Annotated in this window: 15 protein-coding genes; 9 read left to right on the forward strand and 6 right to left on the reverse strand. The window is 71.1% G+C overall.

Annotated features, from left to right (window positions below):
* Positions 1 to 191: 191 nt before the first annotated feature.
* Positions 192 to 1,802: a GMC oxidoreductase gene (locus tag ACWIHT_RS32745; protein ID WP_456171910.1), complete on the forward strand. Its 1,611-nt coding sequence runs from the start codon at positions 192 to 194 to the stop codon at positions 1,800 to 1,802.
* Here ACWIHT_RS32745 and ACWIHT_RS32750 read toward each other — a convergent pair.
* The 6 genes from ACWIHT_RS32750 to ACWIHT_RS32775 form a co-directional block, all read right to left on the reverse strand.
* Positions 1,799 to 2,995, reverse strand: coding sequence for a cytochrome P450 (locus tag ACWIHT_RS32750; protein ID WP_456171911.1), 1,197 nt, complete (start codon positions 2,993 to 2,995; stop codon positions 1,799 to 1,801). The genes ACWIHT_RS32745 and ACWIHT_RS32750 overlap by 4 nt on opposite strands.
* On the reverse strand, positions 2,992 to 3,753 hold the full coding sequence (locus ACWIHT_RS32755) for a ferredoxin (RefSeq protein ID WP_456171912.1): 762 nt from the start codon (positions 3,751 to 3,753) through the stop codon (positions 2,992 to 2,994). Before ACWIHT_RS32755 ends, ACWIHT_RS32750 begins: the two co-directional genes overlap by 4 nt.
* A 76-nt stretch (positions 3,754 to 3,829) precedes the next feature.
* A complete protein-coding gene (locus ACWIHT_RS32760) occupies positions 3,830 to 4,825 on the reverse strand; it encodes a 3-oxoacyl-ACP synthase III family protein (protein WP_456171913.1) in 996 nt (331 codons plus the stop codon).
* A gap of 44 nt (positions 4,826 to 4,869) precedes the next feature.
* Entirely contained in the window at positions 4,870 to 6,105 is a 1,236-nt protein-coding gene (locus tag ACWIHT_RS32765; protein ID WP_456172072.1) for a beta-ketoacyl-[acyl-carrier-protein] synthase family protein, read from the reverse strand.
* Positions 6,105 to 6,338, reverse strand: coding sequence for a phosphopantetheine-binding protein (locus ACWIHT_RS32770; RefSeq protein WP_456171914.1), 234 nt, complete (start codon positions 6,336 to 6,338; stop codon positions 6,105 to 6,107). The genes ACWIHT_RS32765 and ACWIHT_RS32770 overlap by 1 nt, the downstream gene beginning before the upstream one ends.
* Before the next feature lie 121 nt (positions 6,339 to 6,459).
* A complete protein-coding gene (locus ACWIHT_RS32775) occupies positions 6,460 to 7,587 on the reverse strand; it encodes a beta-ketoacyl-ACP synthase III (protein WP_456171915.1) in 1,128 nt (375 codons plus the stop codon).
* Between the two features lie 277 nt (positions 7,588 to 7,864).
* On the opposite strand from ACWIHT_RS32775, the gene ACWIHT_RS32780 reads away from it, so the two are divergent.
* From ACWIHT_RS32780 to ACWIHT_RS32815, 8 genes are all read left to right on the forward strand, one after another.
* Positions 7,865 to 8,203, forward strand: coding sequence for an antibiotic biosynthesis monooxygenase family protein (locus tag ACWIHT_RS32780; RefSeq protein WP_456171916.1), 339 nt, complete (start codon positions 7,865 to 7,867; stop codon positions 8,201 to 8,203).
* 506 nt (positions 8,204 to 8,709) lie between these two features.
* On the forward strand, positions 8,710 to 9,693 hold the full coding sequence (gene pstC, locus ACWIHT_RS32785; RefSeq protein ID WP_456171917.1) for a phosphate ABC transporter permease subunit PstC: 984 nt from the start codon (positions 8,710 to 8,712) through the stop codon (positions 9,691 to 9,693).
* 1 nt (position 9,694) lies between these two features.
* On the forward strand, positions 9,695 to 11,245 hold the full coding sequence (gene pstA, locus ACWIHT_RS32790; RefSeq protein ID WP_456171918.1) for a phosphate ABC transporter permease PstA: 1,551 nt from the start codon (positions 9,695 to 9,697) through the stop codon (positions 11,243 to 11,245).
* Complete coding sequence (locus tag ACWIHT_RS32795) at positions 11,245 to 12,954, forward strand: substrate-binding domain-containing protein (protein WP_456171919.1); 1,710 nt, start codon at positions 11,245 to 11,247, stop codon at positions 12,952 to 12,954. The genes pstA and ACWIHT_RS32795 overlap by 1 nt, the downstream gene beginning before the upstream one ends.
* Positions 12,951 to 15,665, forward strand: coding sequence for a hypothetical protein (locus tag ACWIHT_RS32800; protein ID WP_456171921.1), 2,715 nt, complete (start codon positions 12,951 to 12,953; stop codon positions 15,663 to 15,665). The genes ACWIHT_RS32795 and ACWIHT_RS32800 overlap by 4 nt, the downstream gene beginning before the upstream one ends.
* A 155-nt stretch (positions 15,666 to 15,820) precedes the next feature.
* A complete protein-coding gene (locus ACWIHT_RS32805) occupies positions 15,821 to 17,815 on the forward strand; it encodes an Ig-like domain repeat protein (protein WP_456171922.1) in 1,995 nt (664 codons plus the stop codon).
* A gap of 101 nt (positions 17,816 to 17,916) precedes the next feature.
* Positions 17,917 to 18,843, forward strand: a complete 927-nt coding sequence (locus tag ACWIHT_RS32810; protein WP_456171924.1) for a sortase — start codon at positions 17,917 to 17,919, stop codon at positions 18,841 to 18,843.
* 17 nt (positions 18,844 to 18,860) lie between these two features.
* The gene (locus ACWIHT_RS32815) at positions 18,861 to 19,703 is read left to right on the forward strand and encodes a phosphate ABC transporter ATP-binding protein (protein ID WP_456171925.1); all 843 of its coding nucleotides are present in this window, start codon (positions 18,861 to 18,863) and stop codon (positions 19,701 to 19,703) included.
* Positions 19,704 to 19,763: the final 60 nt, after the last annotated feature.

Genomic DNA, 19,763 nt, shown 5'->3' on the forward strand with positions numbered 1-19,763 from the left:
TACAGAGCGGGCACTTGCCGGTGATCGGATTCACCGGACTTCGGAGAGACCCACCCACTACCACCACACCCTTCGGCGGTAACTCGACTTCCCCAGACGAGAATTACATTTCCGTCTGTTGACAGTGTCATGCTCATTCACGCTACGCTCCCCGCGACCCGCACTCCCCTACGGCTTGCCGGAGTCCCCCCATGCCCGAGCACACCTCCCCCCACCCCACCCCCACCCTCAGCCGCCGCGGCCTGCTCGGCGCGACCGCACTCGGCGCGGTCGCCCTGGCAGGCGCCGGACAGACCAGGGCCGCCGCGGCCTCAACCCCCGCCGCCGTCACGGAACTTCGCGAACGGGCCGTCGTCGTCGGCACCGGTTTCGGCGGCGGTGTCACCGCGTTACGGCTGGCCCAGGCCGGGGTCTCCACCCTGGTCCTGGAGCGCGGACGGCGCTGGCAGACGGGCCCGGACTCGACCACGTTCTGCCGCTTCGCGAACATGGACAACCGCTCCGCCTGGCTCACCGACCACGCCATCGTCGGCGGCGTCGACAAGACCTGGACGCCGTACACAGGCGTGCTCGAAGCCGTCGTGGGAAACGGCATGACCGCCATGTGCGGAGCGGCCGTCGGCGGCGGCTCGATCATGTACCACGGCATGACCCTCCAGCCGACGAAGGCGGACTTCGCCACCTCCATCCCACAGGCCGCCGCCCTCTACGACGACCTCAACCTGTGGGCCTACCCCACGGTTTCGCGGATGCTGGGCATCTCCACCGTCCCCTACGACGTCCTCGCCTCCGACCCCTACAAGTCCTCCCGCCTCTTCCAGGACATCGCACCGAGAGCCGGCCTGACCCCCTTCAAGGTGCCGCTGCCCATCGACTGGGCCTATGTCCGGGGCGAGTTGGCGGGGCTGTACGACCCGACGTACACCACCAGCGACATCGCGTTCGGAGTCGACAACGGCGGCAAGCACTCCATCGACGTCACCTATCTCGCCCAGGCGGAGTCCACCGGCCTTGTCCAGGTGGCGCCGCTGCACGTCGTCCGCGACCTCGCGCTGGACGCCAACAAGAAGTGGGTGCTGTCCGTCGACCGCATCGACACCGGGGGCGCGGTCCAGGAGAAGATCCGGATCACCGCGGACGCCGTGTTCCTCAACGCCGGTTCGCCCGGCACCACCCGCCTCCTGGTCAAGTCCCGCGCCAAGGGCCTGATTCCGGACCTGCCGGACGCGATAGGCACCGGCTGGGGCAACAACGGCGACCGCATCTGGGCCTGGATCAACCCGTCCGGTGACGCGGGCACCCAGCAGGGCGGCCCCGCCTGCGTCGGCGGACGCGACCCGAACAGCGGCATCCCGCTCACCGTCGTGCACGCCGGATCACCCGTCCAGCAGCCGGGCGTGACGGCCCTCACCGTCGTCGGCTTCGGCATCGTCGACGGCGCGGGCACCTGGGCCTACGACGCCGACACCGACGACGCCGTCCTCACCTGGCCGACCGACGCCGACGCCGAACTCCAGGCCCTGATCGCGGCCAAGATGCAGGACATCGCCACGGCGGGCGGCGGCTTCATGATCGACACCAACGCCCAAGCGCCGTCCACCTGGCACTCGTTGGGAGGCGTCCCCTTCGGCGACGCCGTCGACCTCACCGGCCGTGTCCTCGGCCACCAGGGCCTCTACGTCCTGGACGGCGCCCGCATCCCCGGCTCCACCGGCGCCTGCAACCCGTCCATGACGATCGCCGCGCTCGCCGAACACAGCATGCGGACGATCGTGCGGCAGGACCTGGGGCGGGTGTTCTAGGCGGCCCAGGTGACCGGGAGCGCGCGCAGCCCGTACACGATGTTGTCCTGGTTGTAGGCGAGTCGGTCGGCGGGAACGGCGAGCCGCAGGCCGGGCAGACGGCGGAACAAGGTCGTGAGGACGGTCTGCAATTCCACACGGGCCAGGGTCTGTCCCAGGCACTGGTGGATGCCGTACCCGAAGGCGACATGGCGGCGCGCGTCCCGCGTCACATCCAAGTCATCGGCCCGGCCGAAGAGTTGACGCTCCCGGTTGGCCGTGGACAGCATGCAGATCACGCCGTCCCCGGCCGGGACCGTCACCCCGCCTACCCGCACGGTCTCGGTCGCCGCGCGCCCCAGGCCCAGATGGATGATCGTGAGATGGCGCAGCAGCTCCTCCACGGCACCTCGGACCAGACCCGGGTCCGCCCGCAACAGGCCCAGCTGCTCCGGGCGTCGGAGCAACGCGAGCACACTGACGGCCGTCATATTGGCCGTGGACTCATGCCCGGTGACCAGCAGGAGGAAGCCGAGTGACGCCGTCTCCTGGTCGGTCAGGTCCTCGCGGGCGGCGAGCCGACTGAGGATGTCGTCGGCGGGTCGACTCCGCTTCCGAGCCGCCAACTCCGCCAGATAGCCCATGAGTTCGGCGTGCGCCCGCTCCGCCTCCGGCCGGGTGGTGCGGTTGTCGAGCAGCGTCCGGCTGAGCGACTGGAACAACTCGTGGTCCTCGTACGGCACCCCGAGCATCAGGCAGATGACCAGCGAGGGGATCGGCAGCGCGAAGTCCGCGACCAGGTCGGCCGAGCCGCGGCCCTCGGTCATACGGTCCACGGCCCGGTCGACGATGTCCTGGATGTCCGGGCGCAGTTGCTCGATCCGCTTGACCAGGAAGTCCTTGCTGACCATCCGGCGCAGCCGGGCGTGCTCGGGGTCGTCCATGCGGATGAAACTCGGCTTGGCGGTGGCCAGTTCACGCTGCCCGGCGGAGAGGAAGGGGAAGCCCGGTGTGCACGCGTCGGCGCTGAAGCGGGCGTCCGCCAGTACGGCCCGGACCTCGTCGTAGCCGGTGACCAGCCAGCACGCCGTGCCGTCCGGCAGCACGGCCCTGGAGACAGGGGCCTCGCGGGCGGCGGCGGTGTAGGCGGGCGGCGGGGAGAAGGGGCAACTGCCGTAGGGGGCGGGGAGGTTGATGGAGGCGACGGTCGTCATGGGAGAGCCGGCTCCTCGTCGTCGACCAGGGTGATGGCGCCACTGGGGCACAGGTCGGCGGCGAACCGCACCTCGTCCGCGAACCGCGCGTCCGGGTCCGGGACGAGCAGCGCGACCCGCCCCTCCTCCTCGTCCTGCTCGAACACCTCGGGCGCCGCGCCGACGCACTGCCCCGCGCTGCAACAGCGTTCGCGGTCCAGGAGGACGGTGAGAGTGGGCTGCTGGTCGGAGGGGGTGCGGAGGGTGTTGAGCGTGGCGCACATGGCGGCGGTCTGGCCCGCCAGGACCAGCAGCTCGACGAGTTGCCCGGGACTGAGGACTCGGGCAAGACGGCCCCAAAGTCCGTCGGGAACAGGTGAGTTGACGGCGAGCAGGTCGGCCGCCTCCAGCAGGGCCCGGTCCTCGCCCGCCCAGGCATACGCGTCCAGGTCGGCGGCCGTCGCGTCGATCTCCGCGGCCGTCAGTCCGGCGTCCGCGGCCGGGGTGCGGTGCCGCCGGTGGACGTAGGCCGCGTCGAGCCGGTGGGCGACGCGCAGGACGATCAGCTCGCGTCGGCGGTGGCCGAGGGTGCCCTCGTGGGTGAGGACGCGCGCGAGGGAGAGCCAGGCGTGGGCCAGGACGGGGTGGTGGGCGAGGGTGCCGAACAGGTTCTCCCGGCCGGGACCGTCCCGGTGCGAGTCGGCGAGCAACGACCGCAGGACCGGGGGCCATTCGGCGGGCGGGAGGGGAGGGATGCGGGGGACGCGGGTCGTGGTCATGGTGCTTTCACCTTCCGATTCACCTTCCGACGGAGACACGGAGACATGGAGCCGAGGAACAAGGCGTCGGCGTGGTTCACCAGCGGGCGACGACCACTCCCGCGCTGGCCCCGCTCGCGAAGCCGAACATGCCGACCAGGTCGCCGCGTTGAAGCCGTCCGGCGTCGAGGGCGGCGGCCAGCTGGAGGGGGATGGTGTTGGTCGCCACGTTGCCGTGGGTGGGGAAAGTGGCCAGGACGCGGCCCGGGTCGACACCCACCCACTCGCACACGACCTTGGTGAACGGCACCGACGGCTGGTGCACACAGACGAGGTCGAGGTCGTCGCCCTCGACGCCCAACTCCCGCATCGCGCCCCGTACTTTGTCGGGCAACCCGTCGAACGACCCCACCAACTGGGCGGAGTCGATGCGGAGATGGCCGAGCCTGCGGTGCTGGGCGTACGGGTTGGGCAGGGTGGCCGCCCGCCAGCCCCAGGAGTTGGCGAAGAACCGGGAGCCGAGGATGCCGGGCCGCTCGCCCGCCTCGACCAGCAGCGCCGAGCCCATGTCGCCGGTGCTGAGGCTGGGCAGCGCGGTCGGCAGGTCGGCCGGGTCGTCCACCTGCCAACGGCTCTCCCGGGTGCTGACCTCGGCGGTGGTCACCAGCACCCGGCGGTACCGGCCGCCCCGGATGAACGCGTCGGCGACCTCCAGGGCGTTGAGGACTCCGTTGCAGGCGTTCTTCAGGTCGAACACCGGGCAGCCCAGGCCGAGTTTGTCGGCGACGACATGGGCGGTGGCCGGCTCCTCCATGTCGGCGAGGATGCCGGCGTAGAGGAGCAGGTCGATGTCGGCCGGGTCGGTGCCGGTGTCGTCGAAGAGGCGCCGGGCCGCGTGCGCGGCCAGGTCGGAGGGCTGCTCCAGGTCGTCGGCCACGGTGCGCTCGGCCAGCCCGTACATGCGCTGGAGCACCCCGCGCGCCAGCGGCACGGCGGGGCTGCCCGCCCGGAAGCGGTCCTCCACCGCGGCCACGCTCTGCCGCCCCTCGGGGATGTGGACGGTGGCGTGAACGATCGTGCTGTGAACGGTCATTGATCCTTCCTGCGTTCAGTCCCTCGGTGCTCAGCCCTCGGACGTCAGTGCTCGGCGGTGAAGAGCAGCACGACGTTGTGCCCGCCGAACCCGAAGGAGTTGCTGACGGCGGCCCGGACGCGCTGGCGGCGGGGGAGGCCGGTCACGCAGTCCAGGTCGTAGGGGAGGTTGTCCGGGGTGAGGTTGGCGATCGGCGGCACGGTGGAGCGGTGCACGGTGAGGGCGGTGAGCGCGGCCTCGACCGCGCCGGACGCGCCGAGACCATGTCCCAGAACTCCCTTGGCGGCGGTGACACTTGGCCGGTGCGGCAGCACCCGCTCGATCAACTCGGCCTCGGTCAGGTCGTTGAGCGGGGTCGAGGTGCCGTGCGCGTTGACGTGGTCGACGTCTCCGGGCCCGAGCCCGGCCTCCGCGAGCGCGGCCCGCAGCGCGGCCTCTGCATGAACTCCCCCCGGTGCGGGGGCAGTTGGATGGAACGCGTCAGATGTCTGGCCGACACCCGCGAACCGGGCGTAGCGCCGCTGCCCCCGGGCGCGGGCGTCCGCCTCCCGTTCCAGGACGAGGACGGCGGCGCCCTCGGCGATCACGAACCCGTCCCGGTCCGCCGCGAACGGCCGTGAGGCGGCGCCGGGTTCGCCGACCCGGGACGACAGCGCGCCCATCCGCTGGAAGCCGGAGGTGATCACCGGGGTGACGGCCGCCTCCGCGCCGCCCGCCACCGCGATGTCGCACAGCCCGGCGAGCAGCAGCGCGCGTGCCGTTGCCAGGGCGGTGGCCCCGGAGGCGCAGGCGGTCTCGGTCGCCAGGGAGGGACCATGAGCCCGGAGGTCCAACAGGACTTCTCCGGCGGCCATGTTGGAGATCAGCATGGGCACGAGGGCGGGCGACACCAGCTCAGGGCCGCCCTGGTGATGGCGGAGGGTCTGGTCCTCCAGATGGGCGGCCCCGGCAAGACCGGAGCCGATCACCACGGCGACCCGGGCGCCGTCCCACCCGGCGGGGTCGAGCCCGGCGTCGGCGACCGCCTCCCGCGCGGCGAGCACGGCCAGTTGGCTGAAGCGGCCCATGCGCCAGGCCTTGCCGCCGCCGATCCGGGCCTGTTCCGGGGTCATGAGGGGGATGCGGCAGGACAAGTCGACGGCGCAGCCCTTGAGTTCGGGATCGGTGGCCGCCGTGGAACGGCCGCTCAGGACCCCCTCCCAGGTGGCCGCGCGGCCGACCCCGGCCGGGGTGATGAGCCCCAGGCCGGTGACGGAGACGGGTGCGCAGGGTGCTTTCATCATGCCCGCTTGGCGTTCAGCGTGGCGACCAGCTCACCCACGGTGCTGTGCCGGGCGGCCTCCTCCTCCGCGACCGGAACCCCCAGCTCCTCCTGGAGCGCCAGGGCGAGTTCGGCCAGCGCGAGCGAGTCGAGATCGAGGCTCTCCAGGGTGGCCTCCGGGCGGATGTACTCGGGGCTGACCTCGAACTTCTGGGTGAGTACGGCGGTCACGGCGGTCTGCACGGGGGACATGGCGTTCCTTTCGGCGGGTGAACGGAGCAGCGCGATCAGGGCACTTGGCCCATTTCGCGGTACGCGGACAGCAGGCATCGGCGGACGGGCGACAGCGGGCCGCCCGCGGACGGGCGAGGTCTCAGGCGACCGGCATCGGCACGGCCGGGTCGGCACCGTCGATCCCGGGCAGGGCCGGCAGCTCGGGCCAGACCAGGGCCGCCGAGCCCCAGGTGAGCCCGGCACCGAAGGCGGTGAGCAACACCCTTTGCCCGGCGTGGAGTTCACCGCGCCCGGCGGCATCGGCGAGGGCCAGCGGGATGGAGGCGGCGCCGGTGTTGCCGACCCGGGCGATGTTGGTGACATGCCGGTCGTCGGGCACGGGGATGCGGGCGCCGACTGCGGACAGGATCCGGGCGTTGGCCTGGTGGGCGCAGAACCGGTCGATGTCCTCGGCCGCCCAGTCCGCGCGCTTGAGCACGGTGTGGGCGGACTGCGTCATACGGGTCACCGCATGCTGGAACACATCGTGTCCCCGCATGCGGAAGTAGCGGTCGTCCGGCCCGAATTCACCCGGCCGGGACCGTTCCAGAGCGCCGCCACCGGGCACCTGGATGAGGCCTTCCCCCGAGCCGTCGCTGCCGAGGTCGAGGGCCAGCACCGCGCCCGGCTCGTCCGGTGCGCCGCGCCGCAGTACGGCCGCCCCGGCGCCGTCACCGAACAGGATTCCGGCGGAACGGTCCAGCGGATCGAGGAGCGTCGAGTACACCTCGGCCGCGACCAGCAGGACCCGGTCGGCACACCCCGAGGTCAGGGCGCCGACGGCGGCGGCGAGGCCGTAGACGAATCCGCTGCACGCGGCGGACACGTCCCAGGCGGCGGTTCCGCCGAGGCCGAGTCGGGTGGCCAGTCGGGGGGCCATGGCCGGCATCGGCCGGTCGGGGGTGGAGGTGGCGACGATGACGGCGTCGACCAGTGGCCGGCCGGCGACCGACGGTGATCGGCCACCGTCCGCCGGCGACCGGTCGGCGACCGAGAGTGCCCGGCCGGCCGCCTCCAGCGCGAGGTCGCCGGTGGTCACCCCCGGTGCCGCGCGCCGCCGTTCGCCGATGCCGGTGCGTCTGCGCACCCAGGCGTCGTCGACACCCCACGCGGCGGGCAGGGCGTCGTTCGCCACCGCGTCCGGGGGGACGAAACCGGCGATGCCCTCAAGCACGGCCGTCCGCGACGGCGTCAAGAGGGGGGCTGCGCTGGGCAGTCGGTGGGTCACACACGCCTCGTTCGTAAGTGATCTTGGACGAGCGAGCACGACTGTAGATCGGATCAAGATCGGGCCGGGAACGTGACACGGCTCGAACACGCAAGCCAAAATGCCCTCCCCACCAGCAAAAACGCAGCTCAGCGGCCGAAGTGAGGAAACGTTACGCCCGTTATGCCGTCCACGGATCACCCGAAAGAGGGCGGCCGGTGACGCCGTTCGGCACACAACCGCCCCGGAGGACACGCCAGTTCACCGGGTCGGGTGACGGCGCTGGGACAATGGGCCCATGAGCATCGTCAAGATCAACGTACTCACCGTCCCCGAAGAGCAGCGCGAGACGCTGGAGAAGCGGTTCGCGAACCGCGCCGGGACGGTGGACGGCTCGGACGGCTTCGAGTGGTTCGAGCTGCTCCGGCCCGTCGAGGGCACCGACACCTACCTCGTCTACACCCGCTGGCGCGCCGAGGAGGACTTCCAGAACTGGATGTCCGGCATGGGCCAGGCCGCCCACCGGGGCGCACCCCAGGAGGGCGCCGCACCGGCCGAGCGCCCCAAGCCCGCCGCGACGGACGCGACACTGTGGACCTTCGAGGTGGTCCAGCAGGCGGGCCCCAAGCAGGCCTGACGCAATCCGGCGGGCAGCCGACCACCCCGACCCCGGGGCCACCGCGGGCTGCCCGCCACCGAGGACGATAGACGCGCCGAAGCCGTACGGGTTGCGGTCGGCGCGCTCCAGGAGTCGCGCGGAGACGAACACTCCCCCCTCCAACTCCCCCATTTCTACGGCCCGTTCGGCCGAGCCGAGCGCGCCCGCCGCCATAGCGCAGGCGTTCGCGACATACCGGTGCCGGACGCACCGCGCACGGCAGCGCACTTCGTGGACGTCGGTCATGGCCCCAGGAGTGCTCTCGTTGGCGCCCCCTCCACGGCAGCCCCACCAAAGTGACATGACCCGTTCACCAATCCTCCACATACGAAGCTCTGCGCCGAAAGAATCCGGCCATTGACTCACTTCGCGCGGCATCCACCGGGAAGTCGCGAAGCGCCTCGTTCGTTTCGTTTCGTTTCCTAGGTGGGGGACACGTGCTGTCCGCGCAGAAGGGCTCCGGCAGAACGGAGCCCCACAGACCCGTGCTCGATCCGCCGCCCAGACGGCCACAGGCCGCCCGCGGGCTCGGCGACCGCATCTTCCGTTACCAGTTGACGGCCACCGGGATCGTCGTCCTCGGCATCATGGCCGCCGTAGGACTGTTCCTCCTCCTACGCGCCACGCAGGCACTGCGCGCCACCGGCCCGTCATTCCTCACGACGGCCCAATGGCAGCCGGACGTCCACAAGTTCGGCATCGCGGCGGTCCTCACCGGCACCCTGCTGATCGCGGCCGTGGCGGTCACGATCTCCGTACCGCTGGCGGTCGGAACAGCCCTCTTCATCTCCGACGTGGCCCCGCGCGGCCTGCGCCGCACCCTGGTGAGCCTGGTCGACCTGATGGCAGCGGTCCCCTCCGTCGTCTACGGCCTCTGGGGCCTCTTCTTCCTCCAGGCGCACGTGATCGGCCTGTCGCGCTGGCTGTCCGACTGGTTCGGCTGGATCCCCCTGTTCAAGGTCGACGGCACCCACCCGGGCGACCCGCTCGCCTCCGCGAGCGTCTACACCGCGTCCGCGTTCGTCGCCGGGATCGTCGTCGCGCTGATGGTGGCGCCCATCCAGTGCTCGGTGATGCGCGAGGTCTTCGCCCAGGCACCGGCCGGCGAACGCGAGGGCGCCTACGCGCTCGGCGCGACCCGCTGGGGCATGATCCGCGCGGTCGTCCTGCCCTACGGCAAGGGCGGCATGATCGGCGGCACGATGCTGGGGCTCGGCCGGGCGATGGGCGAGACGATCGCCGTCTACATGATCATCTCGCCGGTCTTCGTGATCCAGCCGCACATCCTCCAGACCGGCTCCAACTCGGTCTCCTCCCTCATCGCCCTGCACTACGGCGACGCGTCCTCCTTCGGCATGTCGGCCCTGATGGCCGCGGGCCTGGCGCTGTTCCTCCTCACCCTGGCGGTCAACTTCACCGCCTCCACGATCGCGGCCCGCTCGCGGTCCGGCGCGCAGAGCGAGGCATGAGATGACGGTCGTAGAAGAAGCGGTGCTGGCACCGGAGTTGGAGACCCCTGCCACCCAACTCCCGGACGTACCACGCCGAATAGGCGGCCCCACCCGCTCCGGGGTACTGGCACTGTCCGGCGCCGCGGTGTCCGGCCTGTGCGTGAGCGTGCTCCTGTTCGGCGAACTGGCCCCCTTCTCAGGGACGTTGGGCTTCGCGGTCACCTGGTACGCGGTCTCGCTCGTCGTCTACGGCGTACTCACCGGCCTGGAGGAGAACGGCCAGGCGGTACGCGACCGGGTGATGACGGTGGTGCTGTGGACAGCGGCGGGCCTGCTGTTCTCCGCCCTCACCCTGGTCGTCGGCTTCACCCTCTGGCGGGGCCGCGAGGCGCTGACGTACCTCAACTTCTTCCACCAGGACATGCAGGCGGCGGGCCCGCTGGACCCGCTCGGCGTAGGCGGCATAGCCCACGCGATGGTCGGCACGCTGCTGATGATCACCATCGCGCTGCTGATCACCGTCCCGCTGGGACTGGCCTGCGCGGTGTACCTCAACCAGATCCCCGGCCGGTTCTCCCGTTTCGTCCGCACCATCGTCGAGGCGATGACCGCACTGCCGTCCATCGTGGCCGGCCTGATGGTCTACGCGGTCTGGGTCCTCCAACTGGGCATGGAGAAGTCGGGACTTGCGGCGGGCTTCGCCATCAGCGTGATGATGCTGCCGATCGTGATCAGAGCGGCGGACGTGGTCCTACGCCTGGTCCCCGGCACGCTCACCGAGGCGGCGGAGGCACTCGGCGCACCACGCTGGCGAACGGTCTGGCACGTGGTCCTGCCGACGGCGCGCTCAGGCCTGGCAACGGCGGTCATCCTCGGCACGGCACGCGGCATCGGCGAGACATCCCCGGTCCTTCTCACCGCGGGCTTCACAGCCGCCACGAACTACGACCCGCTGCACGGCCCGATGATCTCCCTGCCGCTCGCGGTCTTCAGCTTCGTACGCTCCCCCGAACCGGCGATGATCGCCCGAGGGTTCGGAGCGGCGGCGGTCCTGATGGCCCTGGTCCTGGTCCTGTTCATAATCGCCCGAGTAATCGGCGGCCGAGGCCCAGGCCAACAAACCCGCAGCCAGGCCCGCCGCACAGCCCGAGCCTCCCGCCGGGACGCGACCCGCTTCGACGAACTCCGGGTCCCAGGACTGTCGTTGTTCGACCCCCACCCCCACAAGCCGTCCGAATCAACGACAACCAGCCCCACCCCCACACCTGAACCACCCACAGCCGCAGACGGCGATCCCACCCCACAGGCACCCCCCGCAGCCGCCACCGGCGACCCCACCCCTCCAGCACCACCCGCACCCGCCGACGCACCCGCCACCCACACCGCACGCAGTGGCGGCGAAGCCGACACGGAGGGCCCGCGCGGAAACGACGAACGACCCGCGGCCGCCGACGGCGGATCCGCCCCACAGGGGCCACCCGCAGCCGACGACGCAACTGTCACGGGTGGTGCGGGTGGGAACGAAAACGCCGCCACCCACCCGCCCGCGCCCGGAGAGACGACCACCTGATGCCCAGCCATCCCACCCTCCCCCGACCCGCACGGGCACTGGGAGTCCTCGCCGCGATCTTCACCACCCTCACCGCTCTACTGGCAGGGCCACTCGCAGGGCCGGCCGCCGCCGACAGCTACACCCCCATCGCCGGCGCCGGCTCCACCTGGGCGGAGAACGCCGTGGACGAATGGCGCCGCGCGGTCAACCAGTACGGCATGCGGATCAGTTACGCCGGTACCGGTTCCTCCGACGGCCGCCGCCAATTCCTCAGCGGCACAGTCGACTTCGCGGTGTCGGACATCCCGTTCCAGACCCACCCCACCGACGGCAGCGCGGCGGAACGCCCCGGCTCGGGCTCGTACGCCTACATGCCGATCGTGGCCGGCGGCACCGTGTTCATGTACCACCTGACCGTCAACGGCAAGCGGGTCACGAACCTCCGCCTCTCCGGCGCCGTGGTCACCAAGATCTTCACGGGGGCCGTCAAGACCTGGGACGACCCGGTGATCAAGGCCGACAACCCAGGCCTCGCGCTCCCCCACCGCACCATCGTCCCCGTAGTCCGCTCCGACGGCTCCGGCTCCACCGCCCAGTTCACGATGTGGATGGCGGCCCAGCACAAGTCCCTCTGGAACGCGTACTGCGCGAAGGTCGGCCGCTCCGGCGCCTGCGGCCAGACCTCCTACTACCCCACCGTCTCCGGCATGATCGCCCAGTCCGGCGACCTCGGCGTGGCCGGCTACATCGCCCAGAACTACGGCGAGGGCGCGATCGGTTACGTCAACTACTCCTACGCCCTCAACGCGCACTATCCGGTCGCCAAGGTCCTCAACCACGCGGGCTACTACACCGAACCGACCCCGAAGAACGTAGCGGTCTCGCTCCTCAAGGCGAAGATCAACACGAACAAGAGCTCAGCCGACTACCTCACCCAGCAGCTCAACGGCGTCTACAACGACACCGACAGGCGCAACTACCCGCTCTCCAGCTACTCGTACATGATCCTGCCGCTGAAGGTGCAGGGCACGTTCACGAAGGAGAAGGGCAAGACGCTGGGCGCCTTCTCCTACTACTTCATGTGCCAGGGCCAGCAACAGGCGCCCTCACTCGGCTACTCGCCCCTCCCGATCAACCTGGTGAAGGCGGGCTTCGACCAGATCAAACGCATCCCGGGCGTGCGGGCACAGAACATCAACATCAAGAACTGCAACAACCCGACCTTCACCACCGACGGCCGCAACAAGCTGGCGGAGACCGCCCCTTACCCCTCGGCCTGCGACAAGCAGGGCGCGACGGCCTGCACGACGGGCAGCGGCGGAGCCAAGTCGTCGAACGGCAGCGGAAGTTCGGGCGGCACCACCACCTCCGGCGGCACCACGGGCGGCACCACGACGGGCGGCACAGGCACCACCACGACCGGCGGCACCGGAGGCTCCGCACAACCCTCCGTCGACCCCGACACCGGCCAGGCCCTGACCTCCGGCGGAACCGGCACGGGCGGCACAAGCACCGGCACCGGCACGGCGGCAGCCGCGGCGGCGGACGGCACGATCGCCCTCGCCCAGCCGGTCGCGGTCTCCACACAGCACGGCTGGACCACCACCCAGACCCTGATGCTGCTGACGGCCGTCCTGATCCTGGGCCTCCTGCTGCTCCCGTCGATCGCCTCCCGCCTGATCACGGCGCGCACCAACGACCGCAAGGACGAGGGGAGTTCACGATGACGAGCACACCTCAGGACCACCCGCACCCGCCGACGGCGAACGAGCCCCGCGGGGGCCACCCGCACCCGACGACGAAAGCCGCGCGGGCGGTGCGGGTGGGAAATCGGAAGGCGATGGCGAAGCCGAGGCTACTGGTCCGCCTCATCGCCGGCGCGGCCATCGGCGCCCTCGTCGGTCTCGCCGTAGGACAGTCCGCCCCGCCCGCCACAGCCGCGCCGGCCACCGGGAGCGTCACCGTCTCGGGCCGGGGCGAGTTCAAGGACATGAAGTTCACCGTCGACCAGACGACCCACCTCACCAGCCAGGCGGTGACGGTGAGTTGGACGGGCGGCACCCCCACCATGTTCGCGGGCACCCTCTTCAACACCGACTACGTACAGATCATGCAGTGCTGGGGCGACGACGACGGCACGGTCCCCGCCAACCCCGGCCCGTCCCGCACCCAGTGCCAGTACGGCGCCTCCCCGACCACCGACCGGAGCAGCTGGCCTGGCAACGGCCAGGACGACACCCGGCAGATCTTCTACAGCGCCGACCCCACCAACTACGGCCAGGACAACCGCTACGGCGCCGCCAACCCGAACGCCCCCGGTGAGGTCCCCTTCAAGTCGGTGGACGGCACGACGATCACCACCGGCACCCAGAACAACAAGTTCTTCAGCCGCAACACCACCAACGAGGTCGACTTCGCGCGCACCGGCGCCGACGGCACCGGCAAGGAGTTCTTCGAGGTCCAGACGGCCAACGAGGCGCCCCACCTCGGCTGCGGCGTGCCCGTCACCACCAACGGCGTGACCAGGCCCCGTTCCTGCTGGCTGGTGATCGTCCCGCAGGGCCATCTGGACCTGGACGGCAAGCCGTACGCGGACCAGAGCCAGGTCAACGCCGGCTCCCCGGTCTCCTCCACCAACTGGCGGAACCGCGTCGCGATCAAGCTGGACTTCAACAGCGTGGGCACCAACTGCGCCCTGGGCGCCGACGAACGCCCCACCACCGGCAGCGAGTTGGTGGCGGACGCGATGACCAGCTGGCAGGCGAAGCTCTGCTCGGTCGGCAAGGTGTACAGCTACACCGAGTTCGGCGAACCCGACACCCGCTCCCGGCTGATCGCGGACGGTTCGACGGGTCTCGCGTTCACCACCCGAAGACTCGGGGCCGACACGGGCTCGGCAGCGCCGTCGGACACGACGACGTACGCGCCGGTCGCCCTCTCCGGAGCCGTCATCGGGTTCACGATCGAACGCAGATCCTCGTCCACGGCACCACCGTCCGAGGAGAGACTCGACGGCACCAAGATCGAGTCCATCAAGCTGAACGCCCGCCTGGTCGCCAAGCTGCTCACCGAGTCCTACCGCAGCTCCACCTGGGGTTCGGTCATCAGCGGTACGGCGGTCAAGGGGTACGGCTGGGCGCGGAAGAACCCGTCCGGGCTCGCCACGGACCCGGAGTTCATCGCGCTGAACCCGGAGTTCGCCTACCTGTCGGTCGCCGAGACCCCGGCCACCGACACCGACCTGCTGACCTCGCTCGGCCACTCCGACAGCGCCCGTGCGATCTGGCAGTGGATCTTCGCCGACCCGGACGCCCGGCGGTTCCTCGCCGGTGTCCCCGACGACGACGGGATGCGGGTCAACCCGTACTACAGCACCAACGCGGACCTGAACCCGATCGGCACCGCCTTCGATCCGTCGAACACCGACGACTACCCGAAGAGCGACCCGTGGTGCACGATCCCGCCGGGCTCGGGCGCACCCGCGACGAACAAGCAGTGCATGATCGACTTCCACCCCTATGTGGAGGACATGCACGCCGGCGCCCTACACGCGCGCCGCGCGGACACCCTGTGGAAGTCCAGCTGGGACCCGCTGGCCACCCCACCGGCGTACAAGAACTCCGGCCCGCAGATCGTCGGTTCGCGCTTCGTCATCACGATCACGGACGCGGCCTCCGCCGCCCGCTACGGCCTCCAGACCGCCCTGCTGAAGAACAGCGCGGGCAAATACGTGGCCCCGACCGCGGGCGCCCTGACCGCGGCGGCAGCGACCGCCACCGGCTCCGGCGTCCCCGAGGTCACCCCGGCGAACGCCACGGCGAAGGGCGCGTATCCGCTGACCGAGCTGGTGTACGCGGCGGTGCGGCCCGGCAAGGTGAGCAAGGCCGCCCGCCAGGACTACGCGGCGCTGCTGCGGTACGCCTCCAGCGCGGGCCAGACCCAGGGGGCCGATCCGGGCAAGCTGCCGTACGGCTACGCCCCGCTCACCGTGAAGCTGCGTGCCCAGGCCGGCAAGGCGGCCGACGCGCTCATCGCCTACACCGCTCCGAAGTCCACGGGTGGCTCCGCGGACGGAGGTGGCACCGACACCTCGGGTGGCGGGGCGCCTGGCTCCGCCGGGGACAGCGGTGGGGCTGCGGGCGGGGGCGGTACGGGTGCCGGTGGCGCCGACGCGAGCGCCTCGCCGGGCGGGTCGGCGTCGGCGTCGCCGTCGTACGACGGAGGCCAGGCCGTCGCGACCACGGCGGCGGGGACGACGCCTGCCGACCCCGCGAGTCCGCTGCGCTATGCCGTGCCTGTTGGGGCGGCGCTCGGCGCTGTGGCCGGGGTGGGCGCGCCCTTCGCCGGCGGCGGGCGGTTGTCAATTGCCTCAGTACAGACGGTAGTTCGTCGGCTGCGGGCCCGTCGTGGCTGGTCGCGCAGTTCCCCGCGCCCCTAAAAAAACCGCAGTCCCCGGAGACACAAGTACTCCCCCATGAACCGCCGTCCGCCCCGAAAGGCAGTCGGGGCGGACGGCTCGCACCACCCTCTCAGATCCACCAGTTCCAACCTGCTTCACCCGACGTCACCTCGCACACCTTCTGGAGAACCGCAATGCGCAGAATGCGCCTCTCGGCGGCCATGGTCGCCGCCGCCGTGGTGTCCGGCACGCTGGCTCTGGCGAGCCCGGCGTCCGCCGACCCCACTCCCGCCGGGACCTTCCGCCAGCTCGTCGGCGTCGGCTCCGACACCACCCAGGACGTCACCAACGCCCTGGCCGGTGACACCGTCAACGGCACCAGCTACTCCGCGACCGGCGTGAAGTCGGCGAACGGCGCGGGCATCGCGTCCTACGACGCGATCGAGCCGGGCACCGGCGCCACCGGCACGAAGATCACCACCCGTACCGGCGGCACGACCTTCCTGCGCCCGAACGGCTCCGGCGCCGGCCGCACCGCCCTGAGCCAGTCGCTGACCGGCGACCTGGACTCCTCCGGTGCCTCGGTCAAGGGCCAGGTCGACTTCGCCCGCTCCTCCGGCGGTCCGTCCAGCTCCGGCACCGCTCTCACCTACATCCCGATGGCGCGTGACGCGGTCGGCGTCGCGGTCAAGGGCTCGGCCCTGGACACCCTGACCGTGAAGCAGCTGCACGACATCTACACCGGTGCGCTGACCGTGGTGAACGGCCAGACCGTGCACCCGAAGATCCCGCAACTGAGCTCCGGCACCCGCAAGTTCTTCCTGAACGCGATCGGCGTGGCCACCGGCGACGTCGCCGCGAGCGTCACCATCGTCCAGGAGAACCAGGCCAACTCGGTCCTCACCGAGGACGGCGCGCTCGTCCCGTTCTCCGTCGGTTCCTGGATCGCCCAGAACAACGGCATCGCCCCCGACTACAGCAAGACGGCGGCGGCGGCCGGCGCTCACCTGGCCTCCGTGCAGCTGCCCAACGACGACGGCGCCACCAGCCCGATCACCACGGTGAACGGCAAGCTGACCCCGGTCAACGCCTACTACGAGAACGCCACCTTCGGCCGTGACGTCTACAACGTCGTCCCGAGCCGGGCGATCGACCCGAGCAGCATCTTCTACGACAAGGACCTGTACGACGTCTTCGTCACCAGCGGCAGCCACACCGCGCAGCTGGCGTCGGACGCCGCCGAGTCGGTCATCGCCAAGTTCGGCTTCGTCAACGAGTCCTACAACGGCTCCATCTCCCTCACCAAGCACGCCAAGCTCGGCGGCCTGGAGGAGGGCGACACCTTCGACATCCACACGCCGAACGCGCCCGCCCTGAAGTCCACGCTCGGCGACGCGAGCCTCAAGCTCAGCTGGACCCCGAACGGCACCGTCCCGGCCATGCCGGTCACCGACTACCGGATCACGCTCTTCGACGCGGACGGCGCCGTCGTCGCCAGCAAGGACGTCGCGACCTCCACCACGTCGTACTCCTTCACCGGTCTCGCCACCGGCACCTACACCGCCACCGTCACCGCCAACAACATCAACGGCACCGGCACCGCGGCCACTTGGACCGGCGCCGTCAAGTACGCGAGCACCACCAAGGCGGCCGCCACCACCACCGCGTACGGCACGACCCCGAAGGTCGCGGTCACCGTCACCGGCACGCACGGTGTCGTCCCCAGCGGCAAGGTCACCGTGAAGGACGGCTCGACGGTCGTCGGCACCGGCACGCTGAACAGCTCCGGCAAGGTCACCGTCAACGTGTCGAACCACCTCAAGGTCGCCACGCACAGCCTGACCGTCTCCTACGCCGGTGCCACCAAGCTCAACGCGTCCTCGGCGACCGTCTCCCTGAAGGTCACCAAGGCGAACGCGGCGGTCTCCAAGACCTCGCCCGCCTCGATCGGTCACACGGCCCGCGCGAAGGTCACCGTCAAGGTCACCGCGACCGGCACCACGCCGACCGGCACCGTCCGTGTCTACGAGGGCAGCCGGATCATCGCGACCGGCACGCTGAGCGCCGGCAAGGTGACCATCACCCTGCCGAGGCTGAGCCGGGGCACGCACACCCTGCACGCCTACTACGCGGGCTCGACGACGGTGAACACCAAGTCCGGCGCCAACTTCACCATCAAGTCCACCTGATCCACGACCAGTTGACCGTGCGGCCGGGGAGACTCCACCGTCTCCCCGGCGGCCCCTACGACGACGACAGCAGACGACGACAGCAAAGGAGGCGGGCCGCCGTGACCGTCGCCACCCCCGTCAGGCCCGCTCCGGCCGTGCCGCACGCCCTCGTCCGGAGCGTCCGCGGCGCGCGGAGCGTCACCGCCGTCCGCCATCTCGCGCGCGGCGGTCTGTTGAGCCTCGCCGCCCTGCTGCTCGGGATCACCGCGCAGCTGCTCGTGTTCAGCGGCGCCCAGGAACACTCCGCGCAGCACGCCTCGTTCGACGAGCTGCGCGGTCAACTCGCCCTGGGCACCGCCCCGGTGTCCCAGACCGACCAGCAGGGAAAGCTCCTCGCGCCCGGCACCCCGGTGGCCCTGATCCGCGTCCCGTCCCTGGGTCTGAGCCAGGTCGTCCTGGAGGGCACCGACTCCACCGTCCTGACCGACGGCCCGGGCCACCGCCGTGACACCCCGCTGCCCGGACAGTCCGGCACCAGCGTGCTGATGGGCCGTGCGGCGGCCTACGGCGGCCCGTTCGGGCGGCTGGCCGAGCTGCGCGAGGGGGTCACGTTCACCGTGACCACCGGTCAGGGCACGGCGAGGTACCAGGTCACCGACGTCCGGCGGGCCGGCGACCCGTCGCCCGTCGCCCTCGCCGCAGGCAAGGGCCGCCTGGTCCTGGTCACCGCGACCGGCCCGCATTTCATGCCCTCCGGCGTCCTGCGCGTGGACGCCGACCTGGTCTCGACCGCCTTCCAGACCCCGGCCGCGGTGATCCGCTCCGGCACCCTGCCGGACTCCGAGGAACCCCTCGCCCGTCCCGACGGCGTGCCGTGGCCCCTGGTGATGTGGTTGCAGGCGCTGCTGCTGGCCGCCGTAGCGGCCGTATGGGCCTGGCACCGCTGGGGCCGTCACCAGACGTGGATCGTCTTCGCCCCGCTCGTCGCGGTCCTGGGTCTCCAGGTCGCCACGCGCACCACCGAACTGCTGCCGAACCTGCTGTGAAGCGAGGGAACCCAGACATGACCGTGACCGACACCGAGACCGAGACCGACACCGCCGTCCTCCCCGTCGTCGACCCGACGGCCGCTCCCGCGACCCTCGAAGCCCGCGCCGTCTCCGCCTGGTTCGGTACCCACCAGGTGCTCGGCCAGGTGTCGTTGACCATGCCCGCGGGCCAGGTCAGCGCGCTCATCGGCCCGTCCGGCTGCGGCAAGTCGACGTTCCTGCGCACCCTCAACCGCATGCACGAGCTGATCCCGTCGGCGGCCTTCGGCGGCGAGGTGCTCTTCGAGGGCGAGGACATCTACGACGCCTCGTGGCGGCTGACGGACGCCCGCCGCCGTATCGGCATGGTCTTCCAGAAGCCGAACCCGTTCCCCGCGATGTCGATCTACGACAACGTGGTGGCCGGTCTGCGCCTGACCGGGACGCGGGTGAACCGTCGCGAGAAGGACGAGCTGGTGGAGGAGTCGCTGACCCGGGCCGGGCTGTGGAAGGAGGTCCGCGACCGGCTCCGCCAGCCCGGCGGCGCGCTGTCCGGCGGCCAGCAGCAGCGGCTGTGCATCGCCCGCGCCCTGGCCGTACGTCCTCGGGTGCTGCTCATGGACGAGCCGTGCTCGGCGCTCGACCCGACCTCCACCCGCCGGGTCGAGGAGACGATCCACGAACTGGCCGGGCAGGTCACCGTGGTGATCGTCACGCACAACATGCAGCAGGCCGCCCGGGTCTCCCAGCAGTGCGCGTTCTTCCTCGCCGAACAGGGCACCCCCGGCGGGATCGTGGAGGCCGGCGCCACCGACGACGTCTTCGGCTCCCCGCAGGACCAGCGGACGGCGGACTACGTGGCGGGCCGCTTCGGGTGAACTCGCCTTCCCCTAGCGATGGTTGTGGTGGATGGGCGGGCCAGTTCGTGAACTCGCGCT

Source organism: Streptomyces sp. NPDC002276, assembly GCF_053891435.1.

Excerpts from the sequence above, each read along its gene's own strand:
- ACWIHT_RS32745 (WP_456171910.1), top strand. The coding sequence starts at position 192 with ATGCCCGAGCACACCTCCCCCCACCCCACCCCCACCCTCAGCCGCCGC.
- ACWIHT_RS32780 (WP_456171916.1), top strand. The coding sequence starts at position 7,865 with ATGAGCATCGTCAAGATCAACGTACTCACCGTCCCCGAAGAGCAGCGC.
- ACWIHT_RS32750 (WP_456171911.1), bottom strand. The coding sequence starts at position 2,995 with ATGACGACCGTCGCCTCCATCAACCTCCCCGCCCCCTACGGCAGTTGC.
- ACWIHT_RS32770 (WP_456171914.1), bottom strand. The coding sequence starts at position 6,338 with ATGTCCCCCGTGCAGACCGCCGTGACCGCCGTACTCACCCAGAAGTTC.
- ACWIHT_RS32760 (WP_456171913.1), bottom strand. The coding sequence starts at position 4,825 with ATGACCGTTCACAGCACGATCGTTCACGCCACCGTCCACATCCCCGAG.
- ACWIHT_RS32795 (WP_456171919.1), top strand. The coding sequence starts at position 11,245 with ATGCCCAGCCATCCCACCCTCCCCCGACCCGCACGGGCACTGGGAGTC.
- ACWIHT_RS32805 (WP_456171922.1), top strand. The coding sequence starts at position 15,821 with ATGCGCAGAATGCGCCTCTCGGCGGCCATGGTCGCCGCCGCCGTGGTG.
- ACWIHT_RS32815 (WP_456171925.1), top strand. The coding sequence starts at position 18,861 with ATGACCGTGACCGACACCGAGACCGAGACCGACACCGCCGTCCTCCCC.
- ACWIHT_RS32800 (WP_456171921.1), top strand. The coding sequence starts at position 12,951 with ATGACGAGCACACCTCAGGACCACCCGCACCCGCCGACGGCGAACGAG.
- ACWIHT_RS32765 (WP_456172072.1), bottom strand. The coding sequence starts at position 6,105 with ATGAAAGCACCCTGCGCACCCGTCTCCGTCACCGGCCTGGGGCTCATC.
- ACWIHT_RS32755 (WP_456171912.1), bottom strand. The coding sequence starts at position 3,753 with ATGACCACGACCCGCGTCCCCCGCATCCCTCCCCTCCCGCCCGCCGAA.
- pstA (WP_456171918.1), top strand. The coding sequence starts at position 9,695 with ATGACGGTCGTAGAAGAAGCGGTGCTGGCACCGGAGTTGGAGACCCCT.